Genomic DNA, 15,781 nt, shown 5'->3' on the forward strand with positions numbered 1-15,781 from the left:
ATTGACCGCGCGGCCGCTCACCAGCGGCGAGATCGCGCTCGCCCGCGGCGTGTTCGGCGACGCGATCGATTACCGCCAGGCGACGATCGCGCGGACGAAATGGGCGTTTTTCCAGCCGCGCCGTGTGGTGATGGCGCCATCGGGCTGCATCCATTTCCATCCCCGAGGCACGCTCTATCGCGACGATTTCGCCGCCGCCGCGCTCATCGACCAGGGGCTGTTCATCCACGAGATGACGCATGTGTGGCAGCACCAGAAGGGCATCTTCCTGCCGATCGCGCGACACCCCTTCTGCCGCTACGGCTATGCGCTCCATCCCGGCTGGCCGCTCGTGCGCTACGGGATCGAGCAGCAGGCCGAGATCGTCCGCCACGCCTTCCTGCTGCGCGCCGGCGCGATCGTGGCGGGGGCGCCGCCGCTCGGCCAATATGAAAGCGTGCTTCCGTTTCGCGTGTGAGGCATGATCGGCGGATCGACTCGGCAGGAACAGCCCCATGTCCGACCGCGAAATATCCGACCGCGAACCGCGCCTTGTGGCGATCATCCCCTGCAACGATCTCGACGCCGCCGAGGCGTGGTGGAACCGGCTCGGCTTCCGGCGCCCGCCCGATCAGGATTATCCCGGCTATCGCATGCTTGCCGACGACGAGGGCAGCGAGGTGCACCTCAACCAATCGGCCGAGGGATGGGTGGTGCCGAGCCACAATCCGTTCGGCGTTTACCTCTACACGCGCCGCGTCGCGCAGATCGCCGCGGCGATGCGCGGCTTTGTCATCGAGCCCGGCAAGGCGCCCGAGCACAAGCCCTGGGGGATGTACGAATGCGCGCTCCACGGGCCGGACGGGCTGCTGGTGCGGATCGGCTGGCCGAGCCGGTTGGTTGAGGGGTAGTCAGGTCGCATGCGGCCCCATAGCGGACATTGGCTCAACGAATGGCAGCACAATCCTGGCCGCGAGTCATAGCCCCCACGACGATGCTGCCTCGGCCAATACACTCATTTGCACTGGTGATTTTCCAGAGCAGGCCTGCAACGAAGAGCCCCGCACAGGCAACAATGAGCAGTAGTGGATAAAAGCGCTTCACCTGCCGATCTTCAGCGACGGCATTAACTACGTCAATGTCCGCTCTCCACCAATCTCGGCCACTCCCGACCGGCTCCCCGCGCTAGATCACCCCGAACGGCACCACATGGTTGTCCGCATCATGGCCGATCTCCGCGCGGCCGAGATAGGGGACGCCCATCTCGCCGCACCAGCGGGTGATCATCTGTTCGGGGGTTTCGGCGAACGGGGGATCGTTTTCCTGCACGTCGCGGATCGCGCCGAGGCGGATGCCGGCCAGCCCCTTGAGCTGGGTCGCGTGCGCGATCTGGAACAGCATTCGATCGATCCGGTAGAGCGGTTCCGACACTTCCTCGATCATCAGCACGTGATCGGTGAGATCGGGGAGCCAGGGGGTGCCGATCATCGCCGCGAGGATCGCGAGGTTGAACGCCGCGGCGGGGCGGCCGCCGAGATTGGGCTCGAGCCCCTTGGGGTCGCGCGCCGTCAGCCAGGCGAGGCTGCGCGTCACCGCGATGTCGCCGCTCGCGCGATCCACGTCGATCGGCATCGGCCCGTGCGCGGGGCGCCCGATCCGCCGCGCATAGAGCGCGCCCAGCAGGAAGCCGGTATCCGAATAGCCGAGATACGCCTTGGCGTGCGCCGCCGGGCCGAGCGCATCCATCACCCGCGTCAGGATCCGGTTCGAGCCATAGCCGCCGCGCCCGAACCAGATCGCGTCGATCGTGGGGTCGTTCGCCATGCCGACGAACGCCGCTGCGCGCTGATCGTCGCTGCCGGCGAAATGCCCGGCCGAAAGGAAACATTGCGGATCGATCACCAGATCGACCTCGGGAAAGACGAGCGCGGCGAAGGCGGCGATCCGTGCTGCGACGCGATCGTCCAGCTCGCGTGCGGGTGCGACGATCCCGATCCGCATGGCGCCTCCTTGTCCCGATCTTGTGCCCAATCCCGAAACCGTCGATAGCCCGCGGTCATGAGCGACGGCAAATCCTACTTCTTCGTCGGCATCGGCGGCAGCGGCATGATGCCGCTGGCGATGATCCTTTCAGGGCGCGGGGCGCGCGTCTCGGGCTCGGATCGCGCGCTCGATGCAGGCCGCGTGCCCGCCAAGTTCGTGGCGCTCGCCGCGCGCGGGATCGCGCTGTTTCCGCAGGACGGCAGCGGGATCACCTCCCCCGACCAGATCGTCGTCGCCTCGGCCGCGATCGAAGAGACGGTGCCCGACATGGTCGCCGCCGCGCGGGTGGGCGCCGAGCGGCTGCGGCGAGCCGATCTGCTCGCGTCGCTGTTCAACGCTGCCGTGCTGCCGATCGGGGTAGCGGGCACCAGCGGCAAATCGACCGTCACCGGCATGATCGGCTGGATCCTGCACCAGACCGGCCGCGACCCGACGGTGATGAACGGCGCGGTGATGACCAATTTCGTCGCGCCCGACGCGCCGTTCGCGAGCGCCTTGGTGGGAAGCGGCGACGCCTTCGTCAGCGAGGTCGACGAGAGCGACGGCTCGATCGCGCTCTATCGCCCGCAGATCGCGGTGCTCAACAACGTCAGCCTCGATCACAAGAGCCTCGAGGAATTGCGCGTGCTGTTCGGCGGCTTCATCGGCCATGCCGCGCGCGCGATCATCAACATGGACAATGACGAGGGCGCCGCGCTGGCACTTGCGCTGCCCGACGCGCGCCGGCTGACGGTGGCGATCGAGCGCGAGGCCGATCTGGCCGCGGCGAACCTCGATCCACGGCCGTTCGGGATCGATTTCGACCTGACCGAGCGCGGTGCGGCGCCGATCCGCGTGTCGCTTCAGGTGCCGGGGCGCCACAATGTCTCGAACGCGCTTGCCGCGATCGGCGCGGCGCGCGCGGCAGGGGTGCCGCTTGCCGATGCCGCCGCAGCGATTGGCGGCTTCACCGGGCTCAAGCGGCGGATGGAGCGGATCGGCGCGGCGAACGGCATCACCGTGATCGACGATTTCGGGCACAATCCGGACAAGATCGCCGCCACGCTCGATACGCTCCACGCCTTTCCCGGCCGGCTGCTGATCCTGTTCCAGCCGCACGGCTATGGCCCGTTGAAGGTGATGCGGCACGAACTGGTCGCGAGCCTCGCCGAACGGCTCACGCCCGAGGATATGCTGGTGCTGCCCGATCCGGTCTATCAGGGCGGCACCGTAACCCGCGAGGTGACCAGCGCCGACATCGTCGCCGATCTCGCCGCCGCCGGTGTGCGCGCGCACTACATGCCGCTACGCGACGATGCCGCCGCTTTTCTCATCGGCGAGGCCCGGCCCGGCGACCGCATCATCGTGATGGGCGCGCGCGACGACACGTTGAATATCCTCGCTCACCAGATGCTCGACCGGCTCTGAACCCGCCCCGACGACGGAACGCGCACGCCTGTCGGCCGTTCGCTTCGATATCGGACGGACAAGGACGGGCATCATGAACTTCAAACGAATCGGCATCGGACTGGGTGGCATCGCGGGTGCGGCGCTGGCAGTGGTGGGCGGCGCGCTGCTGTACGACGTCGCCACGCGCAAGGCAGCCCAACGCAAAGGCGATCGCGCGCCCGATCTCGCCGAAGACGCACCCCGCCCCGGCCCCGACGACCGCGCGCCCGACGCCTTCCGCCCCGACCCCACCGCGCCCGTCCCGGCCACCGAGCGCGACGCGCTGGCACCCGCGACGATACCGGTCAGCGAACCCCTCGATCGTTGAGGCTATTTCCCGCCGCTGCGCCGGGTGAGCGCGGCGACGCAGCTCGCGCGGTCGATCGGGGTGCCGTCGCGCTGGCGGGCGTCGAGATAGGTGACGCGCGGCTCGGCGCCCTTTTCGGGATAGAGATAGGCGTCGAGCACGCAGATCGGGCTCTGGAACTGAAGCTTGCGGCCCGCGCCCTCGCGGAAATCGGCGTCGGGCGTGCCGAACAACGCGGCCAGCCCCGCCGCATTCTGCCCCATGACGCGTTCGAGCCCGGCAATGCCGACCGGCATCGCGACACGCCCGGGCGCGCGCGACGTTCCCGCCGGCGGGGCGACCGCCGTCGCGCACCCCGCGAGCAGCAACAATCCCGCCAGCCCGGCAACCAAGGTCTTCATGCCATCACCACGGCTTTTCCCTGCCTTGCGCACAGCGCGAGCGCAAGCGGGGCCGGCGCGCCGCCGTCACGGCTCACCCTGCGTACCGGTTGCGTTGGCTCGGGCGGCGCTTTACGGCACCGCCCAACCGCCCCACCGGGGCTGACAAATATCGATCTTCATGGAGAATTGCGTGACCAACCCCGCCTATGACGTCGTCGCGATCGGCAACGCAATCGTCGATATTCTCGCCACCGCCGACGATGCGTTCCTTGCCGGCGAGGGCATGACCAAAGGCTCGATGCAACTCGTCTTTTCCCCCGCCGATGCCGATGCGCTCTACGCCAAGATGGGGCCGGGGCAGGAAGTGAGCGGCGGTTCGGCGGCGAACACCGTCGCCGGAATCGCGGCACTGGGCGGCCGATGCGGCTTTATCGGCCAGGTCGCCGACGATGAGCTGGGGCGCATCTTCAAGCACGACATCAACAATGCCGGCATCACCTTCGACACCCCGATGCGCGCCGGCGAGCCGACCACGGCACGCTGCCTGATCTTCGTCACCCCCGATGGACAGCGGACGATGAACACCTTTCTCGGCGCGTCGCAATTCCTGCCCGAACGCGCGCTCGATCGCGATCTGATCGCGGCGGGGGCGATCCTCTATCTCGAGGGCTATCTGTGGGACCCCGAAGAGCCGCGCCGGGCGATGCGCACCGCGATCGGCATCGCGCGCGAGGCCGGGCGCAAGGTCGCCTTCACGCTCAGCGACATCTTCTGCATCTCGCGCCACGGCGACGATTTCCGCGCGCTGATCGCCGACGGGCTGGTCGACATCCTGTTCGCCAATGAGAACGAGCTGACCGCGCTGGCCGAAGTCGACGATTTCGAGGCGGCGGTGTTGCGGATCGCGCCGCAGGTGCCCGTGCTGGTCGCGACACGGAGCGAAAAGGGCGCGATCGCGATCGCCGATGGCGTGCGCGCCGAGGTGGCGGCAGAGCCGATCGACGCGGTGGTCGACACCACCGGCGCGGGCGATCTGTTCGCGGCGGGTTTCCTCCACGGCCAGGCGCAGGGCTATGATCTCGAAAAATCGCTTCGCTTCGGCGCGATCTGCGCCGCCGAGGTGATCTCGCATTACGGCGCGCGGCCGCAATGCGACATGAAGAAACTGATCGCCGACAAGCTCGGCTGAACGGCCGCCGGCACCGGACACAAAAAGGGCCGCGGGATCGTCGCCCGCGGCCCCTTTTTTACGCCTGCGCCGGTCAGACGCCCGGCGTCAGCGGTTCCTCGTCGTCCATCGACACGACTTCGACGATGCCGCGCGCAAGCTGGCTCTTGCGATAGCCATAAGCGAAATAGACGAACAGCCCGATCACGCCCCAGATCGGCAGCACCATCATCGCCGCCGTCGGCAGGTTGAAGAACAGGAAGATACAGCCCGCCACCGTCAGCGGCGCGATCACCCAGATGAACGGGGTGCGGAACGAGCGCGGCCGATCGGCCTGGGTCTTGCGCAGGATCAGCACCGCGATCGCGACCATCATGAACGCATAGAGCGTTCCCGCATTGGCGATGTCGGCAAGCTGGCCCACCGGCAGGAATGCCGCCGCGATCGCCACCGCAACGCCGGTGATCGCGGTCACGACATAGGGCGTCTTCCACTTGGGATGGATTTTGGACAGCCCCTCGGGCAGCAGGCCGTCACGGCTCATCACGAAGAAGATGCGCGTCTGACCGAACAGCAGGATCAGGATCACCGAGGGCAGCGCGAAATTGGCCGCGATGCCGATCATGTTGCCGATGCCCGACCAGCCGATCATCCGCAGCACGTGCGCCAGCGCTTCGTTCGAGCAGACCAGCGCCTCGGCATATTGCGGCAGCGCGCATTGGCGCGCGAGTTCTTCCGACCCCGCCGGGAAGGGAATCCCGTTGGGCCCCATGATCGGCTGGCCGCCGATCGTGCCGATCGCGCCGGCCGCAACCAGAATATAGAAGACGGTGCAGAACAACAGCGAGCCGATCAGCCCGATCGGCACGTTGCGCTGCGGGTTCTTGGTCTCTTCCGCTGCGGTCGAGACCGCGTCGAAGCCGACATAGGCGAAGAAGATCGTCGCCGCCGCGCCGACCGCGCCGACCCCGGTGCCGAACCCGCCGAACACGCCGGCAGGCAGGAACGGATTGAAGCGCGCCGTATCGAATTCGCTCGACGGCAGCGTGAGCGCGATGAACGCCGTCAGCGCCGTGACCTTGATCAGCACCAGCACCGCGTTGACGCGCGCCGATTCGGTGGTGCCGACCATCAGCAGCCAGGTGATCAGCAGCGCGATCATCACCGCCGGCAGATTGATCAGCCCGCCCGGTGCGCCGCCCAGCGCGAGCGGCGCGGCGGCGAGCCAGGGGGGTAACTGGACGCCCAGAAACTGGTTGAGGATCGTGCCCGAGAAATAGCCCGACCAACCCACCGACACCGCGCTCGCGGCAACGGCATATTCGAGGATCAGCGCCCAGCCGACCGTCCAGGCGAGCAACTCGCCCATCGTCGTATAGGTATAGGTGTAAGCCGAGCCCGCGACCGGGACCATCGCCGCGATCTCGGCATAGCAGAGCGCAGCGACGATACAGATCGCACCGGCGATCGCGAAGGCGAGCATCAGGCCGGGGCCGGCCTTTTGCGCGCCGGCCGCGGTCAGCACGAAGATGCCGGTGCCGATCACACAACCAATGCCGAACAACATCAACTGGAACCAGCCAAGCGTGCGGTGCAGCGATTTTTTCTGAGCGGTCGCAAGGATCGCGTCGAGAGGCTTTACGCGCCAATCCATACAGATCATCCCCCCGGGATACGCAGCGTGTCGCGCCGCTGCGGATTGTGAATTGCCTGCGAACCTAGAAGCAAATCACGCCCGCGCAAACCCCCAGCCTCAGCCTCTCCGAATTAGAGTCGGGTCTTAGCGCGTGAGCATCGGGCCGAGCCGACGCCCGGCGAAAATGTGGACGTGGAGATGCGGCACTTCCTGATGGGCATCGAGGCCGGTATTGGCGAGCAGGCGATAGCCGGGCGCGACCAGCCCCGCCTCGCGCGCCACCAGGCCCACCGCGCGCACGAACCCGGCGATCTCCGCATCGGACGCCCGGCTGGAGAAATCATCCCACGACACATAGGCGCCCTTGGGGATCACCAGAATGTGGGTCGGCGCCTGCGGGTTGATGTCGTGGAACGCATAAGCGTACGCATCCTCATACACCTTGCTCGACGGAATCTCGCCGCGCAGGATCTTCGCGAAGATGTTCTGATCGTCATAAGGCTTGGTCGCATCGATCGGCATGCCATTATTCTCCGTCAGGCCCGGCGGGCTTTTTCCTCGAGCCCCGACAACCCCTCGCGCCGCGCCAGTTCCGCGCGCACGTCATCGAGCGACAGCCCCGCATCGGCGAGCAGCACGAGCAGGTGAAAGACGAGATCGGCCGCCTCAGGGACGATCGCGGCCGGATCGTCACCCACCGCGGCGATCACGGTTTCGACCGCTTCCTCGCCCACTTTCTGGGCGATCTTGGCGCGGCCCCTGGTGAAAAGGCGCGCAACGTAGGAAGCGTCGGGGTCGGTGCCCCGGCGCGATCGGATCAGCGCTTCGAGCGCGTCGAGCTGGTCGGAAGCCATGCGCGCTGGCTGGCGCAGGATGCGGCCAAGGTCAATCCTTGCGGTGCTTGTCGAACCGGCGGCGCATCGCGCGACGGGCGAGAAACACGCCCGCGGCGGCCATCGCGAACAGCGCGATATCGGAAAGTTCGGGCGCGGTGCGCGGTGCTGCCGTGCCCGAATGCGGCACGGGCGCGGCGGCGAGCGCCGGGGCAGCCAGGAGCAACAGGGGCAGGAGCGCACGCATCATCGGCGCGTATAGCCACCGCCGGGTTAACGCCCGCCAAACCCGCTCAATAAGCGCGTTCGCCGACGACATTGCCGGGCGGGTCGTAGCGGCAGACCAGATAATCGTCGCGGGCATTGCTCGCGAAGGCGCAGCCCACCGCGCGCGTGCCGCGCCAGACGATCTCGGCATAATGCACCGCATCGCGATAATCGCCGGTGGTGCTGTAATCGGGGGTGATGCCGTTGGTGAAGAAGCGCTTTTCGGCGACCCAATGGCCGATCATCTCGTCATAGCCATAAGCGTCGCGCGTGCCCGTCCACAGCGTCTCGCCCTCGCGACCCGGCCCTTGCGGCTGATCGGCGTGCTCGAATCGGCCGGTGCGCGCCAGTTCACGGGCATAAGCGCGGGCGTGATCGGCCAGCGTCGCGCTCCACACCAGCGGCGGCACGCCCGCGCGGGTGCGCGCGGCATTGTGCTCGTTGAGCATGACGGTGCGCAGCAAGGCATCGCCGCGCGGCGCCGGGGCCGTGCTCGGACGCGGTTCGACTACGCGTTTGGGGCCATCAGGCGCACAGGCCGCCATCAGCAGCAACGCGAGCATCGCTTTCATCGCCTTTCCTTTCGTCATCACCACCGCCATATCGCCCACGCCATGAACGCCAGCCCAACGCCAGTCCTCGCCCTCTACGTCCACTGGCCGTTCTGTGTCTCCAAATGTCCCTATTGCGATTTCAACAGCCATGTCCGCGCAAGCGTCGATCAGGACGTGTGGCGGCGTGGACTGCTCGCCGACCTAGCGTACGAGGCGACGCAGGCGACGGGGCGGCTGGGATCAATCTTTTTCGGGGGCGGCACGCCATCGCTGATGCCACCCGCGACGGTGGCGGCGGTGCTCGACGCCGCCGAACGTGCGTGGGGATTCGCGCCCGATATCGAGATCTCGCTCGAGGCCAACCCGTCGTCGGTCGAGGCGGCGCGGTTCGCCGATCTCGCCGCAGCCGGGGTCAACCGCGTGTCGCTGGGGTTGCAGGCGCTCGATAACGACGCGCTGCACTTTCTGGGCCGCGCGCATGACGTGGCCGAAGGGCTGGGCGCGCTCGCCACCGCGCAGGCCGCGTTCGGCCGCGTCTCGTTCGACCTGATCTATGCCCGGCCGGGGCAGAGCCTTGCCGCCTGGGAGGCCGAACTGACCCGCGCGCTCGGCTTCGGCACCGAGCATCTGTCGCTCTACCAGCTCACGATCGAGCCGGGCACGCGCTTCGCGACCGAGGTCGCGGCCGGGCGGCTGACGATTCCCGATGCCGATGCCGCCGCCGATCTGTTCGAGGCGACGCGCGCGATGACCGCCGCCGCCGGGCTGCCGGCCTATGAAATCTCGAACCACGCGCGGCCGGGCGCCGAGAGCCGGCACAACCTGACCTATTGGCGCTATGGCGATTATCTGGGCATCGGCCCTGGCGCACACGGCCGCCGCGGCGGGCGCGCGACCTTCCGGCGGCGCAAGCCCGAAAACTGGCTGACCGCGCTGGAGCGCAACGGCCATGGCATCGAGAGCGAGGAAGCGCTGAGCCCGCGCACGCGCACCGTCGAAGCGCTGTTGATGGGGTTGCGGCTCGAAGAAGGCGTCGATCTGGCGCGGATCGCCGCGCTGGGGCACACCACCCCCGACGCGTTGATCGAGCGTCGTGCGGCGGCGCGTCTCACCGATCAGGGGCTGATCGCGCGCAGCGGCGACCGGCTGCGCGTGACCGGCGCGGGGATGCTGCTGCTCGACGCGATCCTGCCTGCGATCGTCGTGACCGACTGACCAGCCCTCGCGCGAATTTTTGGAAGGATCGTCTTTCATGCCGCTGCGCGGCCCCTAAATCTGTCGGCAGGAGGCATCCCATGAAATTGACCGGCAACACCATCCTCATCACCGGCGGCGGATCGGGCATCGGTGGGGCGCTGGCGCAGCGCTTCCACGATCAGGGCAACACGGTGATCGTCGCCGGGCGGCGCCAGAAAGCGCTCGACCGCGTGATCGCGGGCCGCGCCGATATGGCGGCGATGACGCTTGATATCGCCGATGCGGCCGCGATCGAGGCGTTTGCGCGCCGCGTGATCGCCGACCATCCCGCGCTCAACGTGCTGATCAACAATGCGGGGATCATGCGCTTCGAGGAATTGGCGCACCGCAGCGACCTCGCCGATGCCGAAACAACGATCGCGACCAATCTGCTCGGCCCGATCCGGCTGACCAACGCGCTGATCGATCATCTGACGGCCCGGCCCGATGCGACGATCGTCAACGTCACCTCGGGGCTCGCCTTCGTGCCGCTGCTGACCGCGCCGACCTACAACGCCACCAAGGCCGCGATCCATTCATACACCGTGGCGATGCGCGCGCTGCTGAAGGGCAAGGTCGAGGTGATCGAACTGGTGCCGCCGGCGGTGCAGACCAGCCTGACCCCCGGCCAGGCGACGCGGCCCGGCTATCAACCGCTCGACGCCTTTATCGACGAGGTGATGGCGTTGTTCGCGCAGACCCCGACGCCACCGGAAATCCTGGTCGAACAGGTACGATTCCTGCGCGACGCCGAGCGCGAGCACCGGTTCGACGAGACGCTTGTCCAGCTCAACGCGTTCGCGCAGACCGCCCGCGCGGGGCAAGGCTGAGGTTGGTATGGCGGCACCGGCCCGCTCCCCCACCCCACCTCCCAAGTCATTATACTGCATGGGAGGTGGGGTGGGGGAGCGGGCCGGTGCCGCTTTCACGATAACGGAATAAGCCCTATTTCTCGAAGCCTGCGGGCGCGGCTGACACGGTGACCGCCTGCCCGCTGCGAATCTCCTGCACCTCGAGCGCGCGCTGGGCGACGCCGTCGCGGCCGAAACGGAACGCGCCGTCGATTCCGGTGAACCCGCCCGTATCGCGCAGCCGCGGCTCGGGGAAGGCACTGCCCGGCTTCCAATCTCGCGCTAGCCGCACGGTGAGCAGCACGACGTCATAGCCGAGCGTCGACAGGCGATACGGCGCCTTGCCGAACCGCGCACGGTATTTGGTCGCATATTGGCGATAGAGGCCGTTGGGTACGGTCGCGAACCACGCCCCGTCGAGCGCCGACTGGGCTGCAATCGTCGTATCGGTGTTCCACAATTCGGTGCCGAGAATACGCTCGCTGCCGCCCGCCTTGCGCATCAGCGGGGCTGCGGTGGCGGCGGTTTCCCCGGTATCGGCGATCAGCACCGCGCCATAAGGCCCCTTGTCGGCGAGGCGCGCGATCGCGCCCGACAGCGCGCCCCTGGAACGGCCATAGGTTTCGAGGCTCACCACTTCGCCCCCGGCATCCTCGACCGCGCGCAGGAACGCGGTCGAGGCGCGCTGGCCGTAGAGGCCGAGCGGGATCAGCCCGGCATATTGGGTAACGCCGCGCTGCTTGGCATAATCGACGACACGATCGATCGATTGCGCGGGCGAATAGCCGAGCACATAGGTGCCATTGCCCGCGACCGAGATATCGTTGGAAAAGGTGATGACCGGCACGCCCGCGTTCCGGGCGATCGGCGACACCGCCTTGACGTCATCCGACAAAAGCGGCCCGATGATCAGCTTGTTGCCATCGGCCAGCGCCTGACGGACCGCGACGGCCGCGCCCTTGCTGGTGTCGTAATTGGTGATCCGCACGCGCTCGCTCTTCGAATCGAGCAGCGCCATCATCGTCGCATTGGCGATCGATTGCCCGACCCCCGCGTTGGTGCCCGTGAGCGGTACGAGCAACGCGACGCGATTGCGTTCGGTATCGGTGGGAATGCCCTGTTCGACCGACGGCCGCGTGACCGGCGGCGGCGCGGTGGTCTCGACCGGCGGCGGGCCTTTGGGAACGAGCGTTTGACAGCCCGCGAGAAATGCGGTGGCGGCAATCGCCAATGTCTTCAGGAGCGAACGGCCCCGTTGCGGTTTGACCATCGCCTCTGTCATGAGTGCTCCTCGTATGAACGCAATACTGTCCCCCGGTCTCTATATCGTTGCCACACCGATCGGCAATCTCGGCGATCTCTCGCCGCGTGCGGCCGAGGTTCTGGCGCACGCCGATGTGATCGCGGTCGAGGATAGCCGCGTGACCGCCAAGCTGCTCCACCATATCGGCGTCAAGCGACCGATGATCCCCTATCACGATCACAACGCGGACGGGATGCGGCCGGGGCTGGTGGCGCGGATGGGGCAAGAGACGGTGGCGCTGGTATCCGACGCGGGCACGCCGCTGATTTCCGATCCGGGCTACAAACTGGTGCGCGACGCGCGCGCCGCCGGGCATCATGTGGTGACGATCCCCGGCCCCTGCGCGGCGATCGCGGCGCTGACGCTGTCCGCGCTGCCCACCGATCGCTTTCTGTTCGCCGGCTTTTTGCCGCCCAAGGAAAAAGCCCGCGCCGACGCGATCGCCGAGGTGGCGGGCATTCGCGCGACGCTGGTGTTCTACGAATCGGGGCCGCGACTCGGCGCGATGCTGGCCGCGCTCGCCGCCGGGCTGGGCAATCGCGAGGCGGCGGTGGCGCGCGAGATCACCAAGCGTTTCGAGGAAGCGGTGACGGGGCCGCTCGAAACCCTTGCGGCACGCTATGCCGAGGCGCCGCCCAAGGGCGAGATCGTCGTGATGGTCGCGCCGCCGGGCGAGGCGCCGCCGCCCACGCCCGAGGACGCCGAAGCCGCGCTCGCCGAGGCCCTGACCCGCCTGCCCACCTCGAAAGCGGCGGGCGAGGTCGCCAAACGCCTCGGGCTCGATCGCAAGGCGCTCTACGCGCGGGCGCTGGAAATGAAGGCGTGACCCCCTCCCGCAAGCGGGAGGGGAATCGCGATCGCCGCGCCGCCGAGGCCGCGGGTCGGCGCGGGGAACGGCTGGCGGCCTGGTGGCTGCGGCTCAAGGGCTGGCGCATCCTCGACCGCCGTGTGCGCACCCCCGCCGGCGAGGTCGATCTGGTCGCGAAACGCGGTCCGCTGATCGCGTTCGTCGAGGTCAAGATGCGCCGATCAGCTGCCGAACGCGATCTCGCGATCGACGAACACCGCCTGGCGCGCGTCGCCGCCGCGGCCGAAATGCTGATGCCGCGCTACGCGCGCAACGGCGAGGATATTCGCGTCGACGTGATCCTGCTCGCGCCGGGCATGCGCCCGCGCCATATCGAGAATGCGTGGATCGGGTGACTTCGCGCCATTCGATCCCTAAGTGACCGGTCGCGCCGCGCTTGTCGACGCACCGCTTTTCTCTGCCCTGAGCCAGAAGGACCCCCTTCGGCACGCTCAGGGCGAACGGAGGTTGAGACATATGCCGCTTCGCGTCGCCGTCCAGATGGACCCGCTGGAGAGGATCAATATCGCAGGCGATTCGAGCTTTGCGCTGATGCTCACCGCACAGGCGCGCGGCCATGCGCTCTATCATTACGCCCCCGAGGACCTGAATTATGCCGACTGCCATGTCTGGACGCAGGCCCATCCGGTGACGGTGCAGCGCGTCGCGGGCGATCATTTCAGTTTCGGCGCCCCCGTGCGGCTCGATCTCGGCGACGATATCGATGTCGTGCTGATGCGGCAGGACCCGCCGTTCGACCTCGGCTATATCACCGCGACCCATCTGCTCGAGCGGATCAGCGACAGGACGCTGGTGGTCAACGATCCCGCGAGCGTGCGCAACGCGCCGGAAAAGATGTTCGTACTCGATTTTCCGCGCTTCATGCCGCCCACGCTGGTGACGCGCAGCGTTGAAGAAACGCGCGCCTTCCTTGCCGAGCATGGCGAGATCATCGTCAAGCCGCTGCACGGCCATGGCGGCCGATCAGTATTCCACATCGGTGCCGACGGCGCCAATCTGGCGTCGCTGATCGAGATGCTCAACGGCGTCTACCGCGAACCGCACATGATCCAGAAATTCCTTCCCGAGATCGCGGCCGGCGACAAGCGGATCGTGCTGATCGACGGCGCGGTCGCCGGCGCGATCAACCGGTTGCCGGGGGCGGGCGAGATTCGATCCAACCTGGCGGCGGGCGGATCGGCGACCCGAACCGAATTGAGCCTGCGCGAACAGGAAATCTGCGCTGCTCTCGCCCCCGAACTCCAGCGGCGCGGGCTGCTGTTCGTCGGGATCGACGTGATCGGCGGTGAGTGGCTGACCGAGATCAACGTCACCTCGCCCACCGGGATCGTCGCGATCGACACCTTCAACGGCACCGATACGTCGGCCATGATCTGGGACGCCATCGAGCGTCGGGTCGCAACACAGGGTTAATCCATGACCGACCTTATCCTGCGGATCATCACCGCGGGCGGCTATTGGGGCATCGCGGCCCTGATGGCCCTCGAAAACATATTTCCGCCGATTCCGTCCGAAGTCATCATGGGCTTTGGCGGGATCGCGGTGGCGCACGGCCAGATGGGGTTCTGGCCGTTGCTGGCGGCGGGCACGATCGGATCGGTGCTCGGCAATTACTGCTGGTTCCTCGCCGGGCAGAAGCTCGGCTATCGGCGCCTGAAGCCGCTGATCGATCGCTGGGGCCGCTGGCTGACGGTCGATTGGCAGGACATGGAGCGGATCGAACGCTTCTTCGCCGCGCATGGCGGCAAGACGGTGCTGCTGTTCCGAATCGTCCCCACCTTCCGCACGATGATCTCGCTGCCGGCGGGGCTGATGCATATGCCGACCGGCAAATTCCTCGCGATGACCGCGGTCGGCTCGGCGGTGTGGAACTGCGTGCTGATCTCGGCCGGCTATTGGCTGGGGCACAATTTCAGCCAGCTTGAACATTATACCGGGCCGGTGACGATCGGCATCGTGGTGCTCGCGGTCGGCTGGTATATCTATCGCGTCGCGACGTGGAAAAAGCGGGGGTAAGGCCCGAACCAAACAGTACTCCTCCTACGCCCGTGGATGCGCGTTGCGGTAGACATCCATCAGATGCGCGGCATCGACCGCGGTGTAGATCTGCGTCGAGCTGAGGCTGGCATGGCCGAGCAATTCCTGGAGCGCGCGCAGATCGGCGCCGCGCCCCAGCAGGTGGGTCGCGAAGCTGTGGCGCAGCGCGTGCGGCGTGGTGCGATCGGACAGGCCCAGCGTGTGGCGCGCGTTCTGGACCGCCCGGCGCACGATCGTGGGCGCGAGCGGCCCGCCCTTGGCGCCGCGAAACAGCGCCGCGTCGCGCGGCAGCGGCCACGGGCATAGCGCCGCATAGGCCTCGATCGCCGCGCGTACCGGCGGCAGCAGCGGCACGATCCGCGTCTTGTCGCGCTTGCCGGTGACGGGCATCGTCTCGCCCAGCGGCAGGATCGCCGCGGTCAACCCGACCGCCTCGCCGATTCGCAGGCCAGCGCCATAGAGCAGCAGCAACACCGCCCAGTCGCGTGCGCCGATCCACGGCTCGGCGGCGTTTTCCGCCACCTCCTCGGCCAGCGCGACCGCTTCATCGGGGGAAATCGGGCGCGGCACGCCTTTCTTGACGCGCGGCCCCTTGAGCCGCGGGGTGGTGCCCTCCCCGGTTGCGAAGGTCAGAAAGCCGCGCACCGCCGACAATTCGCGTGCCGCCGAGGCATTGCCCAGCCCCTGCCCGCGGCGATGCGCGAGAAAGGCGCGCAGATCCGCCGCCGACACCCTGGCGAGATCGGGGCGGTCGACGGGACCGCCCCAATGCTGGGTCAGGAAGGCGAGCAGGCGCTCGGCGGTCGCCTGATAGGCGCGCACCGTATGCGCCGACCGCCGCCGATCGCGCGCGAGGTGTTGGCCGAATTCCCCCGCGAGCGCCATCAT

General features: G+C 67.7%; 20 protein-coding genes. 11 read left to right on the top strand and 9 right to left on the bottom strand.

The genetic code is table 11. The annotated features are described in order from the left end of the window. Nucleotide 1: 1 nt before the first annotated feature. Nucleotides 2–457, top strand: coding sequence for a vgr related protein (locus NFE57_RS01285; RefSeq protein WP_252133742.1), 456 nt, complete (start codon nucleotides 2–4; stop codon nucleotides 455–457). 37 nt (nucleotides 458–494) lie between these two features. After that, nucleotides 495–890 (top strand): VOC family protein, encoded by a 396-nt coding sequence (locus NFE57_RS01290; protein ID WP_252133743.1) that lies wholly within the window; start codon nucleotides 495–497, stop codon nucleotides 888–890. A 274-nt stretch (nucleotides 891–1,164) separates the two neighbouring features. Here the strand turns inward: NFE57_RS01290 and NFE57_RS01295 are convergent, their stop codons facing one another. Then, nucleotides 1,165–1,980, bottom strand: a complete 816-nt coding sequence (locus tag NFE57_RS01295; RefSeq protein WP_252133744.1) for an LD-carboxypeptidase — start codon at nucleotides 1,978–1,980, stop codon at nucleotides 1,165–1,167. A gap of 57 nt (nucleotides 1,981–2,037) precedes the next feature. Between NFE57_RS01295 and NFE57_RS01300 the strand changes: the two genes are divergently transcribed. Both NFE57_RS01300 and NFE57_RS01305 read left to right on the top strand, forming a co-directional pair. Beyond that, nucleotides 2,038–3,429, top strand: coding sequence for a UDP-N-acetylmuramate--L-alanine ligase (locus tag NFE57_RS01300; protein WP_252133745.1), 1,392 nt, complete (start codon nucleotides 2,038–2,040; stop codon nucleotides 3,427–3,429). Nucleotides 3,430–3,502: 73 nt separating this feature from the next. Then, on the top strand, nucleotides 3,503–3,778 hold the full coding sequence (locus NFE57_RS01305) for a hypothetical protein (RefSeq protein ID WP_252133746.1): 276 nt from the start codon (nucleotides 3,503–3,505) through the stop codon (nucleotides 3,776–3,778). Nucleotides 3,779–3,780: 2 nt separating this feature from the next. On the opposite strand, the gene NFE57_RS01310 is transcribed toward NFE57_RS01305, so the two are convergent. Then, nucleotides 3,781–4,158, bottom strand: coding sequence for a hypothetical protein (locus NFE57_RS01310; protein ID WP_252133747.1), 378 nt, complete (start codon nucleotides 4,156–4,158; stop codon nucleotides 3,781–3,783). A 172-nt stretch (nucleotides 4,159–4,330) separates the two neighbouring features. Here NFE57_RS01310 and NFE57_RS01315 point away from each other — a divergent pair, with 172 nt between their 5' ends. Beyond that, complete coding sequence (locus NFE57_RS01315) at nucleotides 4,331–5,329, top strand: adenosine kinase (protein WP_252133748.1); 999 nt, start codon at nucleotides 4,331–4,333, stop codon at nucleotides 5,327–5,329. A gap of 73 nt (nucleotides 5,330–5,402) precedes the next feature. Here NFE57_RS01315 and NFE57_RS01320 read toward each other — a convergent pair whose 3' ends face one another. From NFE57_RS01320 to NFE57_RS01340, 5 genes are all read right to left on the bottom strand, one after another. Beyond that, nucleotides 5,403–6,962 carry an amino acid permease gene (locus NFE57_RS01320; protein WP_252133749.1) on the bottom strand — a complete coding sequence of 520 codons (1,560 nt, stop codon included), beginning with the start codon at nucleotides 6,960–6,962 and terminating at the stop codon, nucleotides 5,403–5,405. A 126-nt stretch (nucleotides 6,963–7,088) separates the two neighbouring features. After that, on the bottom strand, nucleotides 7,089–7,466 hold the full coding sequence (locus NFE57_RS01325; protein ID WP_252133750.1) for a histidine triad nucleotide-binding protein: 378 nt from the start codon (nucleotides 7,464–7,466) through the stop codon (nucleotides 7,089–7,091). 14 nt (nucleotides 7,467–7,480) lie between these two features. Then, nucleotides 7,481–7,798 (bottom strand): phosphoribosyl-ATP diphosphatase, encoded by a 318-nt coding sequence (locus tag NFE57_RS01330; protein ID WP_252133751.1) that lies wholly within the window; start codon nucleotides 7,796–7,798, stop codon nucleotides 7,481–7,483. Nucleotides 7,799–7,829: 31 nt separating this feature from the next. Beyond that, nucleotides 7,830–8,027 (bottom strand): hypothetical protein, encoded by a 198-nt coding sequence (locus tag NFE57_RS01335; RefSeq protein ID WP_252133752.1) that lies wholly within the window; start codon nucleotides 8,025–8,027, stop codon nucleotides 7,830–7,832. A 43-nt stretch (nucleotides 8,028–8,070) separates the two neighbouring features. Continuing rightward, nucleotides 8,071–8,634, bottom strand: a complete 564-nt coding sequence (locus NFE57_RS01340; RefSeq protein WP_252133753.1) for a CAP domain-containing protein — start codon at nucleotides 8,632–8,634, stop codon at nucleotides 8,071–8,073. 24 nt (nucleotides 8,635–8,658) lie between these two features. Between NFE57_RS01340 and hemW the strand changes: the two genes are divergently transcribed. Both hemW and NFE57_RS01350 read left to right on the top strand, forming a co-directional pair. Next, the gene (gene hemW / locus NFE57_RS01345) at nucleotides 8,659–9,813 is read left to right on the top strand and encodes a radical SAM family heme chaperone HemW (protein WP_252133754.1); all 1,155 of its coding nucleotides are present in this window, start codon (nucleotides 8,659–8,661) and stop codon (nucleotides 9,811–9,813) included. Between the two features lie 80 nt (nucleotides 9,814–9,893). After that, nucleotides 9,894–10,664 carry an SDR family oxidoreductase gene (locus tag NFE57_RS01350; RefSeq protein WP_252133755.1) on the top strand — a complete coding sequence of 257 codons (771 nt, stop codon included), beginning with the start codon at nucleotides 9,894–9,896 and terminating at the stop codon, nucleotides 10,662–10,664. 115 nt (nucleotides 10,665–10,779) lie between these two features. Here NFE57_RS01350 and NFE57_RS01355 read toward each other — a convergent pair whose 3' ends face one another. Continuing rightward, nucleotides 10,780–11,967 carry a penicillin-binding protein activator gene (locus tag NFE57_RS01355; protein WP_252133756.1) on the bottom strand — a complete coding sequence of 396 codons (1,188 nt, stop codon included), beginning with the start codon at nucleotides 11,965–11,967 and terminating at the stop codon, nucleotides 10,780–10,782. Between the two features lie 13 nt (nucleotides 11,968–11,980). On the opposite strand from NFE57_RS01355, the gene rsmI reads away from it, so the two are divergent. The 4 genes from rsmI to NFE57_RS01375 all read left to right on the top strand — a co-directional run bounded on the left by rsmI (nucleotide 11,981) and on the right by NFE57_RS01375 (nucleotide 14,872). Beyond that, complete coding sequence (rsmI, locus tag NFE57_RS01360; protein ID WP_252133757.1) at nucleotides 11,981–12,814, top strand: 16S rRNA (cytidine(1402)-2'-O)-methyltransferase; 834 nt, start codon at nucleotides 11,981–11,983, stop codon at nucleotides 12,812–12,814. Next, entirely contained in the window at nucleotides 12,811–13,191 is a 381-nt protein-coding gene (locus NFE57_RS01365; protein ID WP_252133758.1) for a YraN family protein, read from the top strand. The genes rsmI and NFE57_RS01365 overlap by 4 nt, the downstream gene beginning before the upstream one ends. Before the next feature lie 121 nt (nucleotides 13,192–13,312). Then, nucleotides 13,313–14,269 carry a glutathione synthase gene (gene gshB, locus NFE57_RS01370; protein ID WP_252133759.1) on the top strand — a complete coding sequence of 319 codons (957 nt, stop codon included), beginning with the start codon at nucleotides 13,313–13,315 and terminating at the stop codon, nucleotides 14,267–14,269. Nucleotides 14,270–14,272: 3 nt separating this feature from the next. Next, nucleotides 14,273–14,872 carry a DedA family protein gene (locus tag NFE57_RS01375; protein ID WP_252133760.1) on the top strand — a complete coding sequence of 200 codons (600 nt, stop codon included), beginning with the start codon at nucleotides 14,273–14,275 and terminating at the stop codon, nucleotides 14,870–14,872. A 24-nt stretch (nucleotides 14,873–14,896) separates the two neighbouring features. Here the strand turns inward: NFE57_RS01375 and NFE57_RS01380 are convergent, their stop codons facing one another. Further along, complete coding sequence (locus NFE57_RS01380; RefSeq protein ID WP_252133761.1) at nucleotides 14,897–15,781, bottom strand: tyrosine recombinase XerC; 885 nt, start codon at nucleotides 15,779–15,781, stop codon at nucleotides 14,897–14,899.

The sequence above is a fragment of the Hephaestia sp. MAHUQ-44 genome, assembly GCF_023806085.1.
Lineage (GTDB): Bacteria > Pseudomonadota > Alphaproteobacteria > Sphingomonadales > Sphingomonadaceae > Sphingomonas.